General features: G+C 68.4%; 13 protein-coding genes. 8 read left to right on the top strand and 5 right to left on the bottom strand.

Annotated features, from left to right (window positions below):
* Positions 1–32: 32 nt before the first annotated feature.
* Positions 33–845: an RNA methyltransferase gene (locus tag ACAM51_RS22130; protein ID WP_369641870.1), complete on the bottom strand. Its 813-nt coding sequence runs from the start codon at positions 843–845 to the stop codon at positions 33–35.
* 208 nt (positions 846–1,053) lie between these two features.
* On the opposite strand from ACAM51_RS22130, the gene ACAM51_RS22125 reads away from it, so the two are divergent.
* Positions 1,054–2,010, top strand: a complete 957-nt coding sequence (locus tag ACAM51_RS22125) for an inositol monophosphatase family protein (protein WP_369641869.1) — start codon at positions 1,054–1,056, stop codon at positions 2,008–2,010.
* 36 nt (positions 2,011–2,046) lie between these two features.
* Here the strand turns inward: ACAM51_RS22125 and ACAM51_RS22120 are convergent, their stop codons facing one another.
* From ACAM51_RS22120 to ACAM51_RS22110, 3 genes are read right to left on the bottom strand one after another with little or no spacing between them, the layout of a single operon-like run.
* A complete protein-coding gene (locus ACAM51_RS22120) occupies positions 2,047–3,177 on the bottom strand; it encodes a two-component system response regulator (protein ID WP_218293835.1) in 1,131 nt (376 codons plus the stop codon).
* Between the two features lie 24 nt (positions 3,178–3,201).
* Positions 3,202–8,058, bottom strand: a complete 4,857-nt coding sequence (locus ACAM51_RS22115) for a PAS domain S-box protein (protein WP_369641868.1) — start codon at positions 8,056–8,058, stop codon at positions 3,202–3,204.
* Between the two features lie 42 nt (positions 8,059–8,100).
* Complete coding sequence (locus ACAM51_RS22110) at positions 8,101–10,647, bottom strand: putative bifunctional diguanylate cyclase/phosphodiesterase (RefSeq protein WP_369641867.1); 2,547 nt, start codon at positions 10,645–10,647, stop codon at positions 8,101–8,103.
* Between the two features lie 280 nt (positions 10,648–10,927).
* Here ACAM51_RS22110 and mutS point away from each other — a divergent pair, with 280 nt between their 5' ends.
* A complete protein-coding gene (mutS, locus tag ACAM51_RS22105) occupies positions 10,928–13,546 on the top strand; it encodes a DNA mismatch repair protein MutS (RefSeq protein WP_218341644.1) in 2,619 nt (872 codons plus the stop codon).
* Between the two features lie 57 nt (positions 13,547–13,603).
* Here the strand turns inward: mutS and ACAM51_RS22100 are convergent, their stop codons facing one another.
* Positions 13,604–14,815 (bottom strand): alpha/beta hydrolase family protein, encoded by a 1,212-nt coding sequence (locus ACAM51_RS22100; protein ID WP_369641866.1) that lies wholly within the window; start codon positions 14,813–14,815, stop codon positions 13,604–13,606.
* Between the two features lie 319 nt (positions 14,816–15,134).
* Between ACAM51_RS22100 and ACAM51_RS22095 the strand changes: the two genes are divergently transcribed.
* The 6 genes from ACAM51_RS22095 to ACAM51_RS22070 all read left to right on the top strand — a co-directional run bounded on the left by ACAM51_RS22095 (position 15,135) and on the right by ACAM51_RS22070 (position 23,106).
* A complete protein-coding gene (locus ACAM51_RS22095; protein WP_218293832.1) occupies positions 15,135–15,962 on the top strand; it encodes a proteasome-type protease in 828 nt (275 codons plus the stop codon).
* A 47-nt stretch (positions 15,963–16,009) separates the two neighbouring features.
* Complete coding sequence (locus tag ACAM51_RS22090) at positions 16,010–16,822, top strand: alpha/beta hydrolase (RefSeq protein ID WP_369641865.1); 813 nt, start codon at positions 16,010–16,012, stop codon at positions 16,820–16,822.
* A gap of 129 nt (positions 16,823–16,951) precedes the next feature.
* Complete coding sequence (locus ACAM51_RS22085; RefSeq protein WP_218293830.1) at positions 16,952–17,773, top strand: carotenoid biosynthesis protein; 822 nt, start codon at positions 16,952–16,954, stop codon at positions 17,771–17,773.
* Positions 17,770–19,245, top strand: coding sequence for an oxygenase MpaB family protein (locus ACAM51_RS22080; RefSeq protein WP_369641864.1), 1,476 nt, complete (start codon positions 17,770–17,772; stop codon positions 19,243–19,245). Before ACAM51_RS22085 ends, ACAM51_RS22080 begins: the two co-directional genes overlap by 4 nt.
* Before the next feature lie 17 nt (positions 19,246–19,262).
* A complete protein-coding gene (locus ACAM51_RS22075; protein ID WP_369641863.1) occupies positions 19,263–21,047 on the top strand; it encodes a diguanylate cyclase in 1,785 nt (594 codons plus the stop codon).
* Between the two features lie 268 nt (positions 21,048–21,315).
* Positions 21,316–23,106: a diguanylate cyclase gene (locus ACAM51_RS22070; protein WP_218341647.1), complete on the top strand. Its 1,791-nt coding sequence runs from the start codon at positions 21,316–21,318 to the stop codon at positions 23,104–23,106.
* The last annotated feature ends 63 nt before the right edge of the window (positions 23,107–23,169 follow it).

Here is a 23,169-nt window from a genome sequence, read left to right as displayed (position 1 = left end):
TCTTTTCGTTATGTGTTTATGGGCTGCACAGTCTATCGTTTTGACTGGCTCGCCTCGATCATGGCCTTGGCGACACCTCGCAGGATGTGGATTTCCTCGGGGCTGAGCTGCGCGCGGTTGAAAAGCTGGTTAAGGCGGGGCATGAGCTTCTTGGGCGCGGCGGGGTCCAGGAAGCCGATGGTGGTGAGCGCCTGCTCCCAATGGCCCAGCATGCCCGCCACCTGAGCGGCGTCGGCCAGGGCGCGGGCGGGCGTGGCGTCCAACACCGGGAATCCGCCCAGCGCCATGCGCCATTCGTAGGCAATCACCTGAATGGCCGCGCCCAGATTGAGCGAGCCAAAGCCGGGATTGGTGGGGATGGAGAGCGCCACGTGGCAGCGGTAGACGTCTTCGTTGGTCATGCCAAAACGCTCGGAGCCAAACAGAAAGGCCACACCTGCCTGGCGGCCCGCCACCGATGCGGTGGGTGCCGATTCCTCAATGTTGTGGGTGTTTTTGGCCTCCAGCGCCTTTCCGTCAAGCGCTGATAGCTCATTTTTTAATAGCAAATCGAAATGCGCACGGGGTGCTGCCGTGGGCGGCCCGAAGTCGCGCGGGGTCATGGCCGTGGCGCACAGGTGGCTCATGCCGTCCAGGGCCTCGTCCAGCGTGGCGACGATGCGGGCGTTCTCCAGCACGTCCAGGGCGCCGCTGGCGCGCTGGATGGTCTCCTCGCGCCGCAGCACGTTGGCCCAGCGCGGGGCCACCAGCACCAGGTCGTCAAAACCCATGGTTTTCATGGCGCGGGCGGCGGCGCCCACATTGCCGGCGTGGCTGGTGTTGATCAGGACAAAACGGGTCTTCATGGCAGCGGAAAAGGAGGGTGTGCGGGGCACGAACAGGACAGGCGAAGCGTGGAAGCGGTGCGGACAAAGGCCCGCGGGTTAGGCAAAAAATGGCACTCCGGGTAAAATCCCGCCCTCATTGTCGCCGCCCGCATCGCCGGGACGGATCGCACCGCTCCTGATTCGCAGGCTGCCCCTTCGGCGGGCGCCCTGCCCACCACCACAATCTATGTCGTCCAATCTGCACCCCATGCTCAACGTGGCCATCAAGGCCGCACGCGCCGCCGGCGCCATCATCAACCGCGCGGCCCTGGACGTGGAATCGGTGCGGATCTCGCAAAAGCAGATCAACGACTTCGTGACCGAAGTGGACCACGCGTCCGAAAAGATCATCATCGAGACGCTGCTCACGGCCTACCCCGGCCACGGCATCCTGGCCGAGGAGTCGGGCAGCGAATACGGCGCCAAGGATTCGGAATTCGTCTGGATCATCGACCCGCTGGACGGCACCACCAACTTCATCCACGGCTTTCCCGTGTACTGCGTCAGCATCGCGCTGGCTGTGCGCGGCAAGGTCGAGCAGGCGGTCATCTACGACCCCTCGCGCAACGACCTGTTCACGGCCACCAAGGGCCGCGGCGCCTACCTGAACGAGCGCCGCATCCGCGTCTCCAAGCGCACCCAGCTCAAGGACTGCCTGATCTCCACGGGCTTCCCCTTCCGCCCGGGCGACAACTTCAAGAGCTACCTGAACATGATGGCCGACGTGATGCAGCGCACCGCCGGCCTGCGCCGCCCCGGCGCCGCCGCCCTGGACCTGGCCTACGTGGCCGCGGGCTTCACGGATGGCTTCTTCGAGACCGGCCTGTCGATCTGGGACGTGGCCGCCGGCTCGCTGCTGGTGACCGAGGCCGGCGGCCTGGTGGGCAACCTCACGGGCGAAGCCGACTTCCTGGAGCAACGCGAATGCCTGGCCGGCAACCCCCGCATCTACGGCCAGCTGGTGCCCATCCTGGGCAAGTACAGCAAGTTTGCGAGCGCGGGTGACAAGGCGGCCGTGCGCCAGGCGGCTGCGGCAGACGCACCCGTCAGCGCTGAAGCCGAGGCTGCAGCCGATGTGGAGTCCGACACCACGGGTGCCGCCCCACAGGCCGACGCCCCCAAGGGCGAAGACGCGCCGTTCTGATGTATGCCTGAGCACCGTCCCCTATCGGGACTGTGCTCAGTTCGGGTCGGGGTATTTCTGGGCAATGCTGCGGAAATCTTCCGCAATGTCCACGAACGCATCCACCATGTCGGGGTCGAAATGCGTGCCCTTGCCCCGCACGATGGTGTTGCACGCCTGGTCGTGCGAGAACGCGGGCTTGTAGACCCGTTTGCTGATGAGCGCGTCGTACACGTCGGCCACGGCCATGAGGCGCGCCGACACCGGAATGGCATCCCCCGCCAGCCCCTGCGGGTAGCCCGAGCCATCCCACTTTTCCTGGTGGCAGTAGGCGATCTCCTTGGACACGCTCAGAAAAGCCACCCGCATGCCCAGGCGCCGCTCGGCCTCCTCAATCGCGTTGCGGCCCAGCGTGGTGTGGGTCTTCATGATCTCGAACTCTTCCACGGTGAGCTTGCCCGGCTTCAGGAGGATGCTGTCGGGGATGCCGATCTTGCCGATGTCGTGCAGCGGCGCCGACTTGTAGAGCAGCTCGATCATCCGGTCGTTGAGCACCGGCTCGAACCGCGGGTGGTGGCGCAGCCGCTCGGCCAGCGTCTTCACGTACAGCTGGGTGCGGCGGATGTGGTTGCCGGTTTCGTTGTCGCGCGTCTCGGCCAGCGAGGTCATGGCCATGATGGTCACGTCCTGGATGGCCTGCACCTCCAGCGTGCGCATCGCGACCTCGCGCTCCAGGTAGGAGCTCTTGTCGCGCAGGAAATCCGCCGTGGCCTTGAGCGCCAGATGGGTGTTCACGCGCGCGAGCAGGATGGGCGGACTGATGGGCTTGGTGATGTAGTCCACCGCGCCCAGCGCCAGGCCCATGCGTTCGTCATCGGGGTCGGAGCGCGCGGTGAGGAAGATCACCGGGATGTCGCGCGTGGCGGACGCGGCCTTCAGGCGCCGGCAGACCTCGTAGCCGTCCATCTCGGGCATCATGATGTCCAGCAGGATCAGGTCGGGCGGCGTGCCCGACTGCGCGATCTTCAGGGCCTTTTCCCCATGGTTGGCCACTTTCACCAGGAAATGCTCGCGCAGCAGGCTGCCCATCAGGGTGAGGTTGTCGGGCGTGTCATCCACCACCAGCACCGTGGCGATCGGTTTTTCAACGAGAACGGCCTGCGGGGAGGCAAAGGGCGCGTTGTCCATGGAATTTCCTGCGTGTTGTGCCGCTCAGGGGGTGTGGGCGGCAGGGTGTTCGGAGCCTGGCGCATCGGCCATGGCCCCCAGGGCCTGCTCGAAATCAAAATTCAGGGTGTGCATCTCGACCACCGTGAAGGCGCTCCCCAGCACGGGCTTCAGCACAGGGGCATTGTGTTGGAAAAACTCCGGCGCTGCAGGATCGTCCTGCTCCAGCAGGCCGCGCAGGTGCTGCAGGGCACCTGCGCCGTCCAGCCCCTCGTGGCCCGCGCCCGCGCCAGCCACGCTGTCCGGCGCCGCCGGCCGGTGCCGCTGCATCCACGCCTGCAGGCCGTCCAGGAGGGGCTGCAGCGCAGAGTCCACGGCCCCCAGAAGGGCCGCGGCGGCACCCGCCTCCTGCCCGCTGCGCAGGGCGTGCTCCAGCGCCTGGGCATGGGAGGACACCTCCTCGGCCCCGATGTTGGCCGCCACGGAACGCAGCGTGTGCGCCAGGCGCTCGGCGAGCACCGTGTCGCCGCCGGCGCTGGCCTGCTCCATGTCGGCAAGCACCCGTGACTGCCCCTGCACGAACCGGCGCAGCATCTCGGCGTACAGGGCCGGCTTGCCCAGCGCGCGCTGCAGGCCCAGGGCCGTGTCCAGCCCCGCCACCGTGGGCAAGGACAGGCCGGACGCCGCCTCGCCATCCGGCGGAGCCGTGGCGGGCAGGCCCGGCGCGGGCGGCTTGCCCAGGCCTGGCCGGGGCCGGATCCAGCGGCCCAAGGCGCTCCAGAGCGCCGCGGGCTCGATGGGCTTGGCCACATGGTCGTTCATGCCTGCGGCAAAGCAGCGCTGGCGGTCGGCCTCCATCGCGTTGGCCGTCATGGCCACGATGGGCAGCTGGGCATACCGCGGGTCGCTGCGCAGCCGCCGCGTGGCGGTTTCTCCGTCCATGACGGGCATCTGCATGTCCATCAGCACCACGTCATAGGGCTTGCGCTCGATGCGCTCGATCGCAATCTGGCCGTTTTCGGCCACATCGACGGAAAAACCGGCTTCCCGCAACAGCTCGACCGCCACCATCTGGTTGAGTTCGTTGTCTTCCACCAGCAGCACGGACGCGCCCCGGATCGCGAGCGGCAGCTCGTCCGCCGCAGGCGCCGGGGTGACCACGCGGCGCGGGCTGTAGGTGGAGTGTTCCAGCGGCTGCATCAGCGTGTCGAACAGCAGCGACGCGTTGACGGGCTTGATCAGCACCGTGTCGATGCCCTGCGCGCGCGCGGCGCGCATCACATCCTCTCGCCCGTAGGCCGTGACCATGAGCATCTTGGGCACCTGCGCCATCCCGAGCCCCCGGATGTGGCCCGCCAGCTGGATGCCATCCATGCCCGGCATGTGCCAGTCGAGCAGCAGCAGGCCGAAAGGCTGGTGCCGCGCCATGGATTCGCGCAGCCTGTCGAGCGCTTCCAGCCCGGAATAGGCCTGTTCCACCTCGAAGCCCATGGCGTGCAGCATGTCGGAGAGCACCGTGGCCGCCGTGTGGTTGTCGTCCACCACCAGCACCCTGCGCCCCCGCAGGTCCGGCGGCGGCAGCAGCATCCGCGCGGGTGCCCCGCGCTCGAGCGGCACGGCGACCCAGAAGGTGGAGCCTTGGCCATGGATGCTCTGCACGCCGACCTCGCCGCCCATCAGTTCCGCCAGGCTCTTGCAGATGGCCAACCCCAGCCCCGTGCCGCCATAGCGGCGCGTGGTAGACGTGTCCGCCTGCTGGAAGCTCTGGAACAGCCGCCCCATCTGGTCCACGGTGAGCCCGATGCCCGTGTCGCGCACCTCGAAGCGCAGCAGCACGCGGTTGCCCGCCTCCTCCACCAGCCGCACGGCAATGCTGATCTCGCCGGTGTCGGTGAACTTGATGGCGTTGTTGGCGAAGTTGATGAGGATCTGCCCCAGCCGCAGCGAGTCCCCCACCAGGTTCGGGGGCACGTCTGCCCCCACGTCGCAGACCAGCTCCAGCCCCTTCGCACCGGCCTTGTAGCCCACCACGTCGGACACGCTCTCCAGCATGCGGTCGAGCACGAAGGGCTGCTTCTCGACCGTGAGCTTGCCCGCCTCGATCTTGGAAAAATCGAGGATGTCGTTGATCACGCCCAGCAGGTGCTGGCCCGCCTGCTGGATCTTGCTCACGTAGTCGTGCTGGCGCGCCGAAAGGCCCGACTTGAGCGCCAGGTGCGACATGCCGATGATCGCGTTCATGGGCGTGCGGATCTCGTGGCTCATGTTGGCCAGGAAGTTCGACTTGAGCGCGGTGGACTCCTCGGCCAGCTCCTTGGCGCGGCGCAGGTCCTGCTCGGCGCGCTGCCGGTCGGTGATGTCCACAAACGTGCCGATGGCGCCCCCGGGCGAGCCGTCGGGCCGCGAGAACCCGTGCAGCCAGAACAGGGTGTGGTGGACCATCCCGTCGGCATACGGCAGGTCCACCTCCTTGTGCACCGACTGGACCCCGTTCAGGGCTTCCTCGGCATCCGCGTCGAAGCGCTCCCGCTCGGCCTCGGGCAGGAAGGCCAGGTCCAGCACCGTCTTGCCGATCAGCGCCTCGCGCTGCACGCCAAAGGCCTGCTCGTAGGCGCGGTTGAAGCCGATGTAGCGGCCATCCGCTCCCTTGTAGAACAGGGGCACGGGAATGGCGTCGATCAGCGCCTGCTGAAAGTCCAGCTGCTCGGCCACGCGGGCCTCGAGCAGCTTCTGGTCGTGGACGTCCACGTTGACGCCCACCACGCGCACCGCCTTGCCCCTGCCGTCGCGAAAGATGCGGGCGGCCGACAGGAACCAGCGCTCCTCGCCCTGCGGCCGCACGATGCGCCACGAATCACGCAGATGCATCTCGCCCCCCGCCAGCGCACCGGCAAACGCGGCGGCGGCCCGGTCGCGGTCCTCGGGGTGCAGGCGCTCCATCCAGTCCTGCTGCGTACGCTCCCCGGTGCCGGGCGGCAGGCCGAACATGGCCAGGAGCTTTTCGCTCCACAACACCTGGCCGGTGGCCAGGTCGATGTCGAACACACCGATCTTGCCGGCCTCCTGCGCCAGTTCCAGCCGCTCCTTGGCCTGCTGCATCGCGATCTCGGCGCGCCGCTGTTCGCTGACATCCTCGATCACCCAGATGGAGGCGGTCCTGCAGCCGTCCATCTGCAGGCTTCGGCCCGCCAGCCGCGCCTCGAACCGGCTGCCGTCCAGGCGGCACAGGGACGTGGTCTCGCGCACGGCCTCGCCAGCCGCCAGGTCGCCCCCCACGCGCGCGTTGAACCGGTCCGAACCGGCCGCGCCGCCGAACAGCGCCGACACGCCCTGCCCCAGCAACTGGGACGCGGTGCCCCCCATCAGCTCCACGAACGCCGGGTTGAACTGGCGGACCTGCCCATCGCACAGCAAGACGATGGGAGGCGCGTTGTCGAAGATCGCGGTCTGCTGCTCCAGCAGCTCATTGAGCAGGCGCTCGCGCCGCTCCAGCTCCTGCTGGGCCTGGATGCGCTCGGACACATCCGCGTGCAGGCCGACGATGGCGATGCGCTTGCCGCGTTCATCGAACACCGGAGACAGCGTGGCCTCGTCGTGGTAGATGGTTCCGTCCTTGCGGCGATTCACGAACTGGCCCCGCCAGGAACGGCCCGACAGCAACGTGGACCACATGTCCTGGTAGGTCCGTGCGGGGGTCTGGCCGCTGGCGACCATCGATGGCTTCTTGCCCCGGACCTCTTCCAGCGTGTACCCGGTGTTGCGCTCGTACTGCGGGTTGACCCAGTCGATGCGGCCATCCCCGTCCGTGATCACCACCGAGGCGGGGCTGCTTTCGAGCGCGGCCCCCAGCACGCTGAAACGCTCGAGCGCGGCGGCCATCCGCGCGCGGCTGCGCAGCAGATCCAGCAGCAGCAGGCCCAGCAGGCACAGCAGCACGAACGCCCCGCCCCCCACCTGCAGGCGCTCGGTGGCGGGCATGAGCGCGCTCACATCGTCCAGCATCGCCAGCTGCCACTGGCCGCCCGGGTCGCCCCAGTCAACGCGGCGGCGCTCCACCGCGTAAGTCACTCCGTTGAGGACGACCTCGCCCGCATCCGGCGCAAAAGGCAGTGCGGACGCCAGGCCCTTGTCGAAATGATTGCCGAACTGGCGCGATGCGCGGATCGCGTCAATGCGCGCCTGGGTGAGCGGCGGCGCCACGGCGAACAGCCATTCGGGCCGTGTGGACGCGAACACGACACCGTGAGGAGACAGCAGCACGGTCGGCATTTCGGTGCGCCGCAGCACTTCGTCGAACGACTCGAAGCCCACCTTGAACATCACCACGCCGATGATGGTGCTCGACGGCGTGTCGCTCTCGTACAGCGGCGCGGCGTAGTACAGGCCCCGCTCCTGCGAATTGCTGCCGATCGCGGCATACACGCTGATCGCGCCCTTGATGGCCTGCTGGAAATAGGGCCGGAACGCAAGGTTCAGGCCGGTGGAACGGGTGCCCGGCGTCTCGTGCGCCACCACGGTGCCGTCGCCGGACATCACGTAGACCCCGCTCACTAGGAACCGGCCGCGCGCCACCCCCAGGCGCGCCAGGGCCTCGGGATCGTCCGGCGGCAGCTCGCCCCGCGCCATCGCCTTGAGCAGCGGCTCGCTCAGGCCCAGCAGCGACACCGCCCCCAGCATGCCACCGCCGGTGATGCGGTTTTGCAGCACGTCGACGGTCTGCTGCAGCAGCTTCGCGCGCTCGGCGGCGCGTTCCGCGCCCTGCCAGTGCACCGCGGCCAGCACCACCAGCCACGCACCCGCCAGCGCCGCCACCACCACCAGCACAAAGCCCCGCGCGCCCGGGGCATTGCGGTCCAGCACCTTGTCCAGGAACACTCCCACGCCTGCGCCAACCCGCGTCACGCCCCACCCCCGGCCGTGCCTGGACCGTGCCCCGGGCGGGGCCTACCGTGCGGGATACAGCAAGGCATCGATATCTCCCACCGGTCCGGGCCGCCCGAAAAGAAACCCCTGGAACCCCTCGCAGCCATGCAGCCGCAGGAACGACAGCTGCCCCGTCGTCTCCACCCCCTCGGCCACCACCTGCAGGTCCAGGCTCTTGGCCAGCGCCAGGATCGTGCGCACGATCGCCGCGTCGTTGGGGTCCGCCAGCACGTCCCGCACGAAGCTCTGGTCTATCTTCACCTGATCCAGCGGCAGTCTCTTGAGGTACGACAGGGACGAGTACCCTGTCCCGAAGTCGTCCAGCGCAAATCCCACCCCTTCGCTCTTGAGCTGCACCATCCGCGCGATGGTGTCCTCGATGTCTCCCAGCAGCAGGCTTTCTGTCAGCTCCAGCTTGAGCCTGCGCGGGTCCGCCTGGTGGCTGTGCAGGGTCTGCAAAACTTCGGCCACGAAGCCGGCCTGGCGAAACTGCCGCGCGCTCACGTTCACGGAGATGGACAGGTGCGCCGTGTCCGGGTGCTCTGCCCAGCGCTGCAGTTGCCGGCATGCGGTCTGCAGCACGTATTGCCCCAGCGGCAGGATCAGGCCTGTCTGCTCTGCCAGGGGGATGAAGTCGCCGGGGCTGATCATCCCGCGCTGGGGGTGGCGCCAGCGCACCAGGGCCTCGGCGCCCATGAGCTGGGACTGGTGGTCCACGACGGGCTGGTAGTGCACCAGCAGTTCTCCCCGCGCCAGCCCCTGGCGCAGGTCGGCCTCCAGGTTGGAGCGCGCGTTGACGGCCGCCTGCATGTCCGGGTCGAAGAAGCGCTGGGTGTTGCGCCCCGCCGCCTTGGCCTGGTACATGGCCAGGTCGGCGCGTTTGAGCAGTTCGTCCACGCTCAGGCGTTCGTCCCCAAAGAGGGTGATGCCGATGCTGGGGGTGCTGTAGTGCTGGGCGCCGTCCAGTTCGAAGGGCTGGTTCAGGCTGGCCAGGAGTTTCTCGGCCACGGTTTCCGCCTGCGCGGCCGCCTGCGGCAGCTGGGGCGCCAGGGCTTCGAGCATGACGACGAATTCGTCGCCGCCAAAGCGCGCGACGGTGTCGGCCTCGCGCACGCTGCCCACCAGGCGCGTGGCCACCTGCGCCAGGAGCTGGTCGCCCATGTCGTGGCCCAGGGTGTCGTTGAGGTCCTTGAAGTTGTCCAGGTCGATGAACAGCAGCGCGCCCAGGTTCCTGGTGCGCTGGCACGCGGCGATGGAGCGCTGCAGGCGATCGAGCAGCAGCCGCCGGTTGGGCAGGCCCGTCAGCGCGTCGAAGAACGCCAGGCGCTCGATCTCCTGCTCCGCTCGCTTGCGGTCCGTGATGTCCATCGTGAAGCCGTGCGATACCACCGAGCCATCGGGCTCGCGGTGCGGAATGGCATTGGTCATGTGCCAGCGGACGCTGCCGTCGGGCATGCGCACGCGGTATTCGCACTGCCAGGGCACCAGCTTGCGCACCGAGGTGATGGCGGAGCGCTGCACCTGGGGCAGATCCTCGGCCAGCACGCGGTGCATGAGCACGCCGTGGTCGGCCGTGACCTCGTGCGGCTCCACGCCCATGAATTCGCGCACCGCATCGCTGATGTACTGCACGCTGGTGCCGCCATCCGCGTGCAGGCGGTATTCGTAGATGAAGCCCGGAATGCGGCTGGCGATGCGCTGGATGAACAGCAGCTGTTCGCGCAACTGCTCGGCGGCGCGGTGCTCGTCCGTCACGTCCTGCACCACGCCCATCACCACCTGCACCCCGTCGCGCGGGAGCGTGCGCCGCACGCGGGAACGCATCCACCGCACCTCGCCATCGGGACGGCGCCAGCGGTATTCCACATCCCCGCCGGCTCCACGCTCGCGCACCTTGTCGAACACCTGGCGGTCTTCGGGCAGGATGCCGCTCACGGCGCGCTCCGGGTCCACCCATTCCTGCTGCTCGAAACCCGCGATCTCGCACAGCCCCGGGGACCACAGCAGCACCGTCTCGCCAGGGTCTTCGATGCGGCGCCAGTGGCCGGTGCGCGCCAGGCTCTCCATGGCGTTGAAGACCTCGGTCTGCTCGCGCAGCTCGCGGCGAACCTCCTCCAGCGCGCGTTCGGAAGCGGCCAGCGCCGAGCGCAGGGTTTCGGCCTCGGTGGCATCGCGCACCGTGACCACGATGCAGTCATTGGTCACGCGGCGGGCAGAAAGATCCCAGGCCAGCAGCAGCCGGCCCGGCTCGCGCACCACCTGGCGGCATTCGAGCGGCGCCCCCACCCGGACCACGCCGTGCAGTTGGTCCAGCAGCGCCGTGCCTTCCAGCAGGTCGAACACCTCGCTCGCATCCGCGCCCGGGTTGCGCACGGCGCCCAGGCCGGGCATGCGGCGGGCGGCGGCGTTGGCGGCCAACAGCAGCAAGCGGCCCCGCTGCAGCCGGAACTCCATCAATGCCACCGGAACGGCATCGACCAGGGCCTGCAAGCGCGCCTGCGCCATGGGCTCTATGGGGCCCTCACCAGCGGGGGCGAGGAGATCGGTCAACAGTTCGGACGAGATCACGGTCGCTCTGGAACCTCTGAAGCCTGCGGTTGGGATGGGTCCCGCCTGCGCAGGGCGGGGCCGACGGTCAAAAGCCAAAGTGCCAGCATACAGGCAAGAGTATGTCTAAACGTAACATTCATTCAAAACCTGGGGCATTTCCCCAAGGGAAAACCCGAGGCCCGCCGGACACGCCGCAGGGACCGGCACGGGCCCGCCGCCAGGTTTCGCCGCGCGGGGCCCGCGGCGGCGCGTGCCGGGCGAACTGCTACAGTCCACGCCTCATTTCCCGGCCCCCCGCATGTCCGACACGCTCGAACACCACACCCCCATGATGCAGCAGTACCTGGCCCTGAAGGCCGGGTATCCCGAAACGCTTGTGTTCTACCGCATGGGCGATTTCTACGAGGTGTTCTATGGCGACGCCGAAAAGGCGGCGCGCCTGCTCGACATCACCCTCACGCAGCGCGGCCAGTCGGGCGGCCAGCCGGTGACCATGGCGGGCGTTCCCTTCCATGCGCTGGAGAACTATCTGGCCCGCCTCATCAAGATGGGCGAGTCGGTGGCCATCGCCGAGCAGGTGGGCGAAGTGGGCGCGGCCAAGGGGCCGGTGGAGCGCAAGGTCGTGCGGGTGGTCACGCCCGGCACGCTGACCGACACGGAGCTGCTGTCCGACAAGTCCGAATCGCTGCTCATGGCCGTGCACCAGGCGCCGCGCGCGCGCTGCGGCCTGGCGTGGCTGAGCGTGACCCAAGGGCGCGTGTACCTGGCCGAATGCGCGCAGGACGAACTGGGCGGGTGGATCGCGCGCGTGGGCCCCAGCGAGCTGATCTACAGCGCGGGCGTGACGGACCGCTTCGAGCAGCAGTTGCAGGCGCTGCGCCAGGGCGGCGCCTTCAACTGCCCCATGAGCCCCCGGCCCGACTGGCAGTTCGACAGCGCCCTGGGCGAGCGCAAGCTGCTCGAAAACCTGGGCGCCGCCAGCCTGCAGGCCTGGGGCGCGCAGGACCTGGGCGAGGCGCACGCCGCCGCGGCTGGCCTGCTGGCCTATGCCGAGCACACCCAGGGCCGCACGCTCACGCACGTGCACAGCGTGCAGGTGCAGCGCGGCGACGACCTCATCGACCTGCCCGCCACCACGCGGCGCAACCTGGAGCTCGTGAAGACCCTGCGCGGCGACGACGCGCCCACGCTGTTCTCGCTGCTGGACACCTGCATGACCGGCATGGGCAGCCGCCTGCTCAAGACCTGGCTGCTGGAGCCGCGCCGCGACCGCGCCGAGGCACGCCAGCGCCTGTCGGCCACCACAGCCTTGCGGGGTGCGGGCGGCGCAGGCGGCGGTGCGGGCCCCTGGTCCACACTGCGCGGCGAACTCAAGGGCGTGAGCGATGTGGAGCGCATCACCGCCCGCATCGCGCTGCGCCAGGTGCGCCCGCGCGAGCTGGTCGCGCTCTGCAAGACGCTACAAAAATCAGAGCTGCTAGCGCTTTCTGGACAAGCGCCAGAGCCCTATTTGATTCAGATCTTCAGCCACCTGCATCCGCCCGAGGGCTGCACCGCCCTGCTGTGTGCGGCCATCGCCGAGGAGCCCGCCGCGCTGGTGCGCGACGGCGGCGTGATCGCCCCGGGCTTCGATACCGAACTCGACGAACTGCGCGCCATCCAGACCAACTGCGATGCCTTTCTGCTGGACCTGGAAACGCGCGAGAAAACCCGCACCGGCATCGCCAACCTGCGCGTGCAGTTCAACAAGGTGCACGGCTTCTATATCGAAGTGACAAGCAGCAACCTTGGCCGGGTGCCCGACGACTACCGCCGCCGCCAGACCCTGAAGAACGCCGAGCGCTTCATCACGCCCGAGCTCAAGGCCTTCGAGGACAAGGCGCTGTCGGCCAACGAGCGCGCCCTGTCGCGCGAGAAGTGGCTGTACGAGCAGATCCTCGACCAGCTCCAGCCCCACGTGCCCGCGCTCACCCGCCTGGCGCAGGCCCTGGCCACGCTGGACGTGCTGTGCACGCTGGCCGAGCGCTCGCTCACGCTGAACTGGTGCGCGCCGCAGTTCGTGCCCGAGCCCTGCATCGAGATCGAAGGGGGCCGCCACCCCGTGGTCGAGGCGCGCCTGGCCGAGACGTCGAGCGGCAGCTTCATCGCCAACCACACGCGGCTGAACGCCAATACGCGCATGCAGGTCATCACCGGCCCCAACATGGGCGGCAAGTCGACCTACATGCGGCAGGTGGCGCTCATCGTGCTGCTGGCCAGCATGGGCAGCCACGTTCCGGCCGCCAGCTGCCGGCTGGGGCCCATCGACGCGATCCACACCCGCATCGGCGCGGCGGACGACCTGGCCAACGCGCAGTCGACCTTCATGCTGGAGATGACCGAGGCCGCACAGATCCTGCACGCGGCCACGCCCCACAGCCTGGTGCTGATGGACGAGATCGGCCGGGGCACCAGCACCTTCGACGGCCTGGCGCTGGCCAGCGGCATCGCCACGCACCTGCACGACAAGACCCGCGCGTTCGCGCTCTTTGCCACGCACTACTTCGAGCTGACCGAGCTGCCCGCCAAGGCGCGCCACGCGATCAACATGCACGTGAGCGCCACCGAGTCGGGCGCGGACATCGTGTTCCTGCACGAGATCCAGCCCGGGCCGGCCAGCCGCAGCTACGGGATCCAGGTGGCCAAGCTCGCGGGCATGCCCTCGCCGGTGCTGCACCACGCCCGCCATGCGCTGGCCGCGCTGGAGGAGCGCGCGGGCGAGAACGACCTGCAGGTGGACCTGTTCGCCACCCCGGCCGCGCCCGAGGGCGCGGGCGCCAGCCCGGTGGAGGCCGCGCTGGCCGGCATCAATCCCGATGCGCTGAGCCCGCGCGAGGCGCTGGATGCGCTCTACCAGCTCAAGAAGATGGCGGGCTGAGGCGACGCCACCAGGCTCCCGGCCCGGCGCCCCGGAAGGCCACCGCGGCGCCCCGGCTCAAAGATCCTGCGCCACTGGTGCCAGCTGCCCGAGCATGAAGGTGATGAACGGCGGCACACACTGCAGATGCCCGGCCACCGGTCGTGCGCGGCACTCGGTCAGGCCGGCCAGGTCGCCCGCGCCGCGATTCTGCATGGCGCGCACGGTGCTGACCGAGCTGGCGTAGGGCACCGTGCGGTCGTCGCGGCCGTGGTACAGGCGCACGGGCACGTTGGGTTTCCAGTCGTAGACGTTGCTGGCGCTGGCCAGGGCCTGCACATCGTCGGCCAGGAAGTGGTCGATGAAGCGCGTGTCATAGGCCACGTCGGCATCGCCCGGGATGAGCGCACGCAGCAGCAGGCGGCGCACCTCGCGCTGCACGCTGCCGCTCAGGTAGCGCAGGAAGCCCGGGTTGATGAGTGCGCCGATCACCGGCTGTTCTTGCCGCACCAGCTCCACCAGGCCATCCATGGTGGTCTGCACGTTGTAGGGCCCCGCGCCCGGCACCACCATGCGCAGCTGCTGCAGGTGCGGCGATCCGCCTGCCTGCAGCGCGCGGTGCGTGGCCATGGTGACGTAGCCGCCTTCGGAGTAGCCGGTCAGAAAGAGCTGGCCGTTGTCCGCCACGTTGGCCTGGCCGCGCCAGGTGCGGGCGGCCGTCAGAAAATCCGCCGTGGCGGCCGCCGAGGGCGCCGCCAGCAGGTAGGGGTGGGGCGTGCCCTTGGAGGCGCCAAAACCCACGTAGTCGGGCGCCAGCACGATGTAACCCAGCGATGCGAGCACCACCGACACCTCCGACGCCACCGCGTTGTTGCTGGGCGCCTCGGCATCGCGGAAGATGGTGCCGTGCTGGTAGCTGAGCACCGGGCTTTTGGCACCGGCGGGCTTTTGCGGCACGCTGACCAGGCCGGAGGCGCGAACCTCCTTGCCGTCGGCATCGGTGGTGAGGTATTCGAGCCGGTAGGAGGCGACGCTGTAGCGCGGCACCACGTCCTGGGCCAGCGACTCCTTGGCGGCCAGGGCCGCGGCGATGTCGGCGGTCGGCACGGTGCCCAGCGCGGCGGCGGATTCAAGCTGGCCGGAGCGCACCGGGGCGGGCGGTGGCGCTGGCGGATTGCCACCATCGCCAGGTTCTTCCGTGCCGCCCCCGCCGCAGGCCGCCAGCAATGCAACCAGGGCCAGCGCGCAGGCGCGGCGGGTTCCAGACAGGATCAGTGGATTCTTCAACACGGCAGGGCCCTTCAGGTGAAGCGGCGGATGATAGGAGCGGCGGGCGCATGCTGCCTGGCCTGGGAGGAATAGCCCTTTGCCCCCGCGGCGGACCTTGCCTTGCCAACTGCTGTGGCCACGGGTTGGCGGCGGGGGGTTGAAGCAAGCCGATTTTTAATAAAAATAGCCTGCAGCGCTTGTCCATCCATCCTCCATTGCTATCAATTTCGCATACCCGCCACGGAGCACAGGAGAGCCGTCCGGCACCACCTCCCGAGGGGGCCTTCCCACGCCAGACTAAACTCGCGGGTTCCTCTCTTCCAACGACCCCACTTTTTCCATGACGTATTGCGTCGCCATCAAACTCAACGCCGGGCTGGTTTTCCTGTCCGATTCGCGCACCAACGCCGGCCTGGACCAGATCAGCTCTTTCCGCAAGATGATGGTGTATGAGAAGGCGGGCGACCGCTTCATGGTGCTGTTGTCGGCGGGCAACCTGTCCATTTCGCAGTCGGTGCGCGAGATCCTGCAGACCGAGCAGCTCAAGGACGGTGACTCGGGCGAGACGATCTCCATCTGGAACGCCAAGAGCATGTTCGACGCGGCCCGCGTGCTGGGCGCCGCCGTGCGCCACGTGCACGAGCGCGACGGCGCGGCGCTCAAGCGCTCGGGCGTGGACTTCAATGTGTCCATGGTGTTCGGCGGCCAGATCAAGGGCGAGGGCATGCGCCTGTTCCAGGTGTATTCGGCCGGCAACTTCATCGAGGCGACGTCCGAGACGCCGTACTTCCAGGTCGGCGAATCCAAGTACGGCAAGCCCGTGCTCGACCGCGTGCTGACACCCGAAACACCGCTGGACGAAGCCGCCAAGTGCGCGCTGGTCTCCATGGACAGCACGCTCAAGTCCAACCTCTCGGTGGGCCTGCCGCTGGACCTCGTCGTCTATGAGGTGGACCGTTTCTCGACCGAGAAAGTGGTGTGCATCGACGAGAACAATCCCTACTTCCGCATGCTGCACGACAGCTGGGGCCAGAAGCTGCGTCAGGTGTTCGACAGCATCGAAGACCCCGCCTGGGGCGGCGGCGTGACCACCGTGCCCATCATGGTGAACCCGGCGCGCAGCAAGCCGCTCAAGAAGATCACCAACCATCTGGACAAGCTGATCTGACGGCCGCGGGGCCGCAGCGCCCGACCTCCCCTCCTGCCGGGTACCCCATGCTTCCCATCGTCTTTTCGCACGCCAACAGCTTCCCAGCGAGCACCTACCGCGTCCTTTTCAAGCACCTGCGGGCCCGCGGGTTCGAAGTGAGCGCGGTGGATCGGTATGGGCACGACCCCAGGTACCCCGTCACCAACAACTGGCCGCACCTGGTGCAGCAGCTCGCCGACTTCGCCACGGCGCAGGTCCAGCGCCTGGGTGCGCCAGTGTTTCTGGCAGGGCATTCGCTCGGCGGTTTCCTGAGCGTGATGGCAGCGGCCCGCCACCCCGAGCTCGTGCGCGGCGTGCTGCTGATCGACTCGCCCCTGCTGGGCGGCTGGAAGGCCAACGCGGTCGGCGTGGCCAAGCGCACGCAGGTGGTGGGCTCCATCTCGCCCGGCAAGATCAGCCGGCAGCGGCGCTTCAGCTGGGCCAGCAATGACGAGGCGCTGGAACACTTCCGCAAGAAGAAGGCCTTTGTACAGTGGCATCCGGACGTGTTGCAGGACTACATCAGCCACGGACTGCAGGACCACGATGGCAAGCGCGTGCTCGGATTCGACCGTGCGGTGGAAACCGCCATCTACAACACGCTGCCGCACAACCTGGGCCGGCTGCTCGGCACCCATCCGCTGCAATGCCCGGCCGCCTTCATCGGCGGGCGGGACTCGGACGAAATGAAGCAGGTGGGCATGGCCATGACGCTGCGCATCACCCAGGGCCGCACGATGATGCTCGACGGCAGCCACCTTTTCCCCATGGAGCAGCCGCTGGCCACGGCCGCCGCCATGGAGGCCTCCCTGCTCAACCTGGCGTCGCTGAACCCCTGAGCCCAGCGGCATAGCACCGGAACAACCGCCAAAAGCGCCGAAAAAGCGCGCTGATGCGCAGGACACACAGGCCGCGCCATTTTTGGCTCCATCCTCTACACTGGAGGTTTGTTACAGCGTGATACACACATGCCTGCACGGACCCCACTGGCCGCGCGCCTGCCGGCGCTGAGCTTTGCCCTGCTGGCCGCCTTCCTGGTGGCCACGGCGGTGCGCACCCACAACGACACCACCATCGCCATCGTCACGGCCTCGGTGCTCATGTTCGCGTGCTGCTGGGCCAGCGCCACACACCTGCTGGGCGCCCGGCCCGCGCTGCAGTTCGTGCTGATCGCCCTGGGCTTGGGCTGGTTCGCCGAGCAGATGGGTACCACGCATGGCTGGTTCTTCGGGCACTACACCTACACCGAGGTGCTGGGCGCGCGGTTTGTGGATGTTCCCATCGTCATTCCCATGATGTGGTTCGCGCTGACGTATGCGGGCTACGTGATCAGCAACCTCATCGTCTGGCAGTCGCCGGTGGACGGCGCGCCGGGGCTGGGCCACGCCGCGATGCTGTCGTTCCTGGCGGCGATGATCGTCACCGCGTTCGACCTGGGCGCCGACCCCTACCTGGTCTACACCCTGAAAGCCTGGATCATGGCCAAGACCGACGGCGCCTGGTTTGGCGAGACGGTGCAGGGCTTCTTTGGCTGGGTGTTCGTGGCCTTCGTGATCATCTTTGGCTTTCGCATGTCGGTGCGCAAACTCGCGCTTCGCCCGACCAGCCCCTTCCTGCGCCGCCATGCGCTGGTGCCACTGGCCATCTACGCATCGGGCATGGTGTTCCAGATGATCCTGGGCAATCCGGTGGAGATCCGCTCGATCGCGCCGTTCGCCATGGGCATCCCGTTGCTGTGCGCCCTGGCGGGCTTTCAGCGCTGGCGCGCAACCACGGAGACCGCAGCATGAACCACGGCAAGACCCTCTCACCATCCCCGCTGTCCGATTCGGAGCTTGCAGGCATGCAGCGCCACGCCGACCCGCTGGCCGACCAGACCATCGCCGACATCCTGGGCGACTGGCCCGAAGGGGACGTGGCGATGGACGCACCGCAATGGTCGCGCATCGACACCGTGAACCGCCTGTTCGGCCAGTGGGCGGACAACGCAAGCCTGGTGGGCTGGACCGCCCAGGGCGAGGGGGTGGATGCGGCCATGTCCAAGGCACTGGACCACTACGTGCAGACCGCCCAGGTGCTGCCGCCCTGGGCCGATGCCCGCAAGATCGAGCGCGCCGAGAAGCTGTTCATGGAACACGGGGCGCTGTCATGCATCCTGCTGTTCTGCGCCAGCCTGCCCGAGTGCTACGTGATTCCCGACCTGTCGAGCGTGCTGCACACCTCCGGCCAGCTGGAGCAGAACGCGGAGTACCGCATCCGCTCCACCGCCGCGATGATCTTTCCGGTGATGATGCATGGTGGCCTCAGCCAGCGCGGCGCCGGCGTGGCGCAGGTGCTCAAGGTACGCCTGATCCACGCCACCATCCGCAACCTGATCCTGCATGGCAGCCCCCAGAATGCCGTCAGGGACCTGCTGGCGGGCGGCGCCGGGCGTATTGCGCCGCAGGCCCTGCAGACCCAGGGCGGACGCCAGGCCATGTTCCAGACGCTGTATGCCCGTGGCTGGAACCTCCAAGGTGACGGCCTGCCCTGCAACCAGGAAGAACTGGCCTACACCCTGCTCACGTTTGGCTATGTGTTCCTGCGCAGCCTGCGCCGCCTGGGCATCGGTTTGCGGGCGGCCGACGAGGAAGCCTATCTGCATGCCTGGAACGTGGTGGGCCACATCCTGGGCATCGACCGCGCCCTGATGGTGGACACCATGGACCAGGGCAAGGCCCTGATGGCGCGGATGCAGGCCCGCGGCCGCGCCGAACCCGTCACGCCAGACCCCCGTCCCGCCCTGGGCCAGGCCCTGATGCAGACCATGGAGAACGCCCTGCCCTGGCCCATCGTGAAGCCCTTTCCCCGGCTCATGACCCGCTACCTGTGCGGGCGTGACACGGCGAGCGACCTGGGCCTGACGCAGCCCGTGCCCTGGCCGTCGGCGCTGCTGTTCTGGGGAGTGCTGCTGCTGGCGCGGGCCGTCGACGTGGCCGCGCGGATGGTGCTCCCCCGCTTCTCCATCGTGCGGGCCCTCACCCGCATCCTGGGCTACCACTTCATGAGCAAGGTGCTCATGAGCCAGACCCGCCCCCTCCAGCTGCCCACCGAGCTGCTCAACCAGGTGGACGAAGTGATGCACAGCTGGAGCGATGACCCCCACGCCCCCCGCTGGCTCAACCGCATCGAGGACCGGCTGACCACCCATGGCAGCTGGAGCCTGGGCCTGGCCGGGAAGGCGAAGGCCGCCAGCGCGGGCCCGGCGCGGCAAGCCACGTAGCCGTTGTTCTCACGCCGATGCACCTGCTGCCCCGCGTTCTCCTGATGCTGGCCCGGCTTTGGCGCGCGCATTGCCGCAGGGCATCCATCCTGCTGTGGCTGCTCGCTCCCCTGGCCCTGCCCGTGGGCGCGCAGGCGGGCACGCCCCTGGTGCTCACGCAGGAGAGGCCGCAAGTGAATGCCTGGGAGGCCATCACGCTCAAGGCCGACCCCACGTACCAGCTCTCGGCGCAGGACATGCTGGGCCGCCTGGACGAATTCGAGGCGCCCGCGCGGCGCGGCGGCTCGCTGGGCGTGCACAAGGCAGCGATGTGGCTGCACATCCCCATCATTGCGCCCGAGGCGCCGCGCACCCCCTGGGTGGTCAATATCGGCTACAGCTCGCTGCAGGCCGAAATGTACCTGGCCAGCGGCGGCCAGGTGCTTCAGCAGGTCCGCACAAGCCCGTCTGACCAGACGCAGCGGTCCAGCCGCACGCCGGCGATGGTGTTCGACCTGCGGGCCGGGCAGCCCTACGACCTGTTGATACGCGTGCAGGCCACCGGTCCGCTGATCCTGCCCATCACGGTCAGCGAAATGCCCATTCACATGCGCCAGGCCCTGGGCGAGCAGATGCTGCAGGGCCTGCTCAACGGGCTGGCGCTCTGCCTGCTGATGTACAGCCTGATGCAGTGGGTCACGCAGCGCGATCCCATGTTCGGCTTCTATGCGCTGGTGGTGCTGGGCAGCGCGGGCTTTTCGCTGCAGTTCTTCGGCATCGGTCCGCAGTACCTGTGGCCTGGCAATCCATGGATGGATCGGTATTCGGGCCTGGTGGCGGGGCTGGCGGCCCTCGCGGGCTCGTTCCTCTTCCTGGGCCACACCCTGGCCGGCCACACGCAGGGCAGCCGGTACGCACGCACCATGCGGGCGGGCGCAGCAATCACGGCCATGGTCTGCGCAGCCGTCGTGTTCGGCTGGTTGAGCGTGCCCATCGCCATCGCGTTCATGAGCCTGGCGGGCACCCTGCCTTCCCTCATCAGCCTGCCTGCCGCCGTCGCGCGGGTGCGGCAGAAAGACCCCATCGGCGCCACCCTGCTGGTGGCCTGGATCGCCTTCGGCGTGGCCGCCGCCGTGATGGTGTGCCTGGTCCAGGGCTGGGTGCCCGCGAACTTCTGGACCCTGCACTCGTTCCAGTTCGGCGCCACGGCGGACATGCTGCTCTTCTTTCGCGTGCTGGGCCTGCGCGCCCAGGCCGCCAAGGCACAGGCCCAGGAGGCCATGCGAGAGCGCGACGTGATGCACTCGCTGGCCCACACCGATCCACTCACGGGACTGAGCAACCGGCGCGACCTGCAGCACGCCCTGGAGGCCGCGCTGGCCCAGTGTTCGCCGCAGCGGCTGGTGGCGCTGTACCTCATGGACCTGGATGGATTCAAGCCCGTGAACGACGCGCACGGCCACGATGTGGGCGACGATTTGCTCGTGGCCGTGGGCCGGCGCCTGCAGGCCAACGTGCGGCACCAGACCGACCTCGTGGCCCGGCTCGGCGGCGATGAATTCATCATCATGGCCCGCGACCTGGCGACGCCCGAGCAGGCCGAAGATCTGGGCCGCTCGCTGTTGCGGGCCTTCGAGCAGCCTTTCACATTGAGCCACCTGCACATCCAGGTGGGGCTGACCATCGGGTACGCACTGGCGCCCCTGGACAGTGAGGACCCGCAGGCCCTGATGCGGCACGCAGACGCCGCGATGTACGCGGGCAAACAAGGCGGCAAGCACTCGGTGCGGCGCATCACCACCACACCGGCGCTGGCGGGATGATGGAGCACCGCAGCCCCTTGTCGCCCTGCAGGCCGGGGAGCAACATGGCAAGCACAGATGGCGACGCGCCCGCCGTGAATCCATGCTCGCGCAGTGGCACGCTGGCCGCTGTGGCGAACATCCGGCAGCGCGCCCACAGCGTCCGGACGGGCGGGGCCGGCGGGGCGGGCATCACATCCTCCCTGGAAGCGCGGGACCCCGGCGTGCGCAAATACCGCGTGCCAGGCGTTGCGGGCCTTCCTATACTCACAGCGCATTGACGAGCACCATGCGCCCAGTCCCTTCCCTGCTCCCGTGGCAATGGTTGCCGGCCCCGGCCTGGCAATGGGTGCTGGGATGCCTGCTGCTGCTCGTGCACGCGGGCGAGGGCTGCCAGGCCGCCACGGACCGGCTGCTTCTGCGCGACGACGTGCCTTCGGTCAACGTCTGGCCAGCGGTCACGGTGCTGGCCGATCCCACGCGGCTGCAGTCGGTGCAGGATGCGATGGCCCGCGCCCCGGATTTCTCCGCGCCGCCCGGAACCAGCGGAACACTGGGCGTGCGGTCCGACGCCATGTGGATCCGCATCCCGCTGACGGTATCGCCCACCTCCGACGGCATCTGGATCGCCGACATCGACTACCCGGTTCTCAACCGCGTCGAGGTCTATCTCACCACAGACGGCCATGTCAGCCAGCAGGCCACGCTGGGCAGCCTGCAGCCTTTTTCACAAAGACCGCTGCGCAGCCGCACCCACGCCCTGGCCCTCGCCATGCAGCCCGGGCACGACTACGACCTGCTGCTGCGCGTGGAAACCCGGGGCGCCATGGTGCTGCCGGTCACGCTGAACAAACCCACCGCATGGCACAGCGCCGCGATGAACGAGCAGATGCTGCAGGGCATCCTGACGGGCCTGGCACTGTGCCTGCTGGTTTACAGCCTGGCGCAATGGATCAATCTGCGGGACGTGCTGTTCATCCAGTACGCGCTGCTGCTCACGGGCAGCCTGCTGTTCTCACTGCATCTCTTCGGCCTGGGCACGCAGTACCTCTGGCAGGACAGCCTCTGGTTCGAAGTCCACGCGGCGGGCCTGTCCGCGCTGATGGCCACCTGCGGATCGTTTCTCTTCATCAGCCAGGCCCTCGTGGGGCACCGCCCCAAGAGCCTCCTGCTGCGCACGATGCGCGGTGGCGCCCTGCTGTGCGTGCTGCTGGCTTTCATCCATGCGCTGGACATCCTGAGCACGCCGGCCGTTGCCGCCATCGTGAGCATCCTCGGTCTGGTTCCCGCGCTCATGGGCATCCCGGGCGCCGTGCGCCGCGCGCGCCAGGGCGACCCCGTGGGCAGCAGCCTGCTGCTGGCGTGGCTGGTCTACTTCGCGGCCACGGCCACGGTGATCGGCGTGATCCGTGGCTGGGTGCCGGTGAACTTCTGGACCCTGCACTCCTTCGAGTTCGGCGCGACGCTGGACATGCTGCTCTTCATGCGCGTGCTGGGCCTGCGCACCAAGGCACTGCGCCTGGAGGCGCTGGACGCCAACCGCGAGCGCGACGCCATGCGCTCCCTCGCGCACACGGACCCCTTGACCGGCCTGCCCAACCGGCGCGGCCTGAACATCGCGCTGGCATCCGCGCTGGCGCGCTGCGGGCCCGACAAGCTGCTGGCCGTGTACGTGATGGACCTGGATGGGTTCAAGCCCGTGAACGACCAGCACGGCCACGACGTGGGCGACGAATTGCTCGTCGCGGTGACCCGGCGCCTGCAGGGCCACGTGCGCCAGAGCGACGTGGTGGCCCGCCTGGGGGGTGATGAGTTCGTCGTGATGACGGGCCACCTGGGCAGCGAACAACAGGCGCAGGAGCTGGGGCACAAGCTGCTGGACGCATTCCGCTCGCCCTTCTCGCTGGGCAACGTGCGGGTGGAAGTGGGCCTGACCATCGGCTATGCCATTGCCCCGGACGACAGCAACGATGCCATCGGCCTTCTGAAGCTGGCGGATGCGGCCATGTACAGCGGCAAGCAGGGCGGCAAATTCTGCCTTCGGCGCAATACCGGCGACCTCGCACTGTCCTCCGCCTGAGCACCGCCGGCAACACGGGCCATTCCGAACTGGTCAAACAGCCTGGCTTCAGTTAAACACGGG

The sequence above is a fragment of the Acidovorax sp. A79 genome (assembly GCF_041154505.1).
Taxonomy (GTDB): Bacteria; Pseudomonadota; Gammaproteobacteria; order Burkholderiales; family Burkholderiaceae_C; genus Acidovorax.
Note: the sequence above shows the minus strand (reverse complement) of the source record. Positions and strands in the feature narration are given on the sequence as shown.

Coding starts and splice junctions, on each gene's coding strand:
- ACAM51_RS22130 (WP_369641870.1), bottom strand. CDS start 845: ATGAAGACCCGTTTTGTCCTGATCAACACCAGCCACGCCGGCAATGTG.
- ACAM51_RS22125 (WP_369641869.1), top strand. CDS start 1,054: ATGTCGTCCAATCTGCACCCCATGCTCAACGTGGCCATCAAGGCCGCA.
- ACAM51_RS22120 (WP_218293835.1), bottom strand. CDS start 3,177: ATGGACAACGCGCCCTTTGCCTCCCCGCAGGCCGTTCTCGTTGAAAAA.
- mutS (WP_218341644.1), top strand. CDS start 10,928: ATGTCCGACACGCTCGAACACCACACCCCCATGATGCAGCAGTACCTG.
- ACAM51_RS22095 (WP_218293832.1), top strand. CDS start 15,135: ATGACGTATTGCGTCGCCATCAAACTCAACGCCGGGCTGGTTTTCCTG.
- ACAM51_RS22090 (WP_369641865.1), top strand. CDS start 16,010: ATGCTTCCCATCGTCTTTTCGCACGCCAACAGCTTCCCAGCGAGCACC.
- ACAM51_RS22085 (WP_218293830.1), top strand. CDS start 16,952: ATGCCTGCACGGACCCCACTGGCCGCGCGCCTGCCGGCGCTGAGCTTT.
- ACAM51_RS22080 (WP_369641864.1), top strand. CDS start 17,770: ATGAACCACGGCAAGACCCTCTCACCATCCCCGCTGTCCGATTCGGAG.
- ACAM51_RS22075 (WP_369641863.1), top strand. CDS start 19,263: ATGCACCTGCTGCCCCGCGTTCTCCTGATGCTGGCCCGGCTTTGGCGC.
- ACAM51_RS22070 (WP_218341647.1), top strand. CDS start 21,316: ATGCGCCCAGTCCCTTCCCTGCTCCCGTGGCAATGGTTGCCGGCCCCG.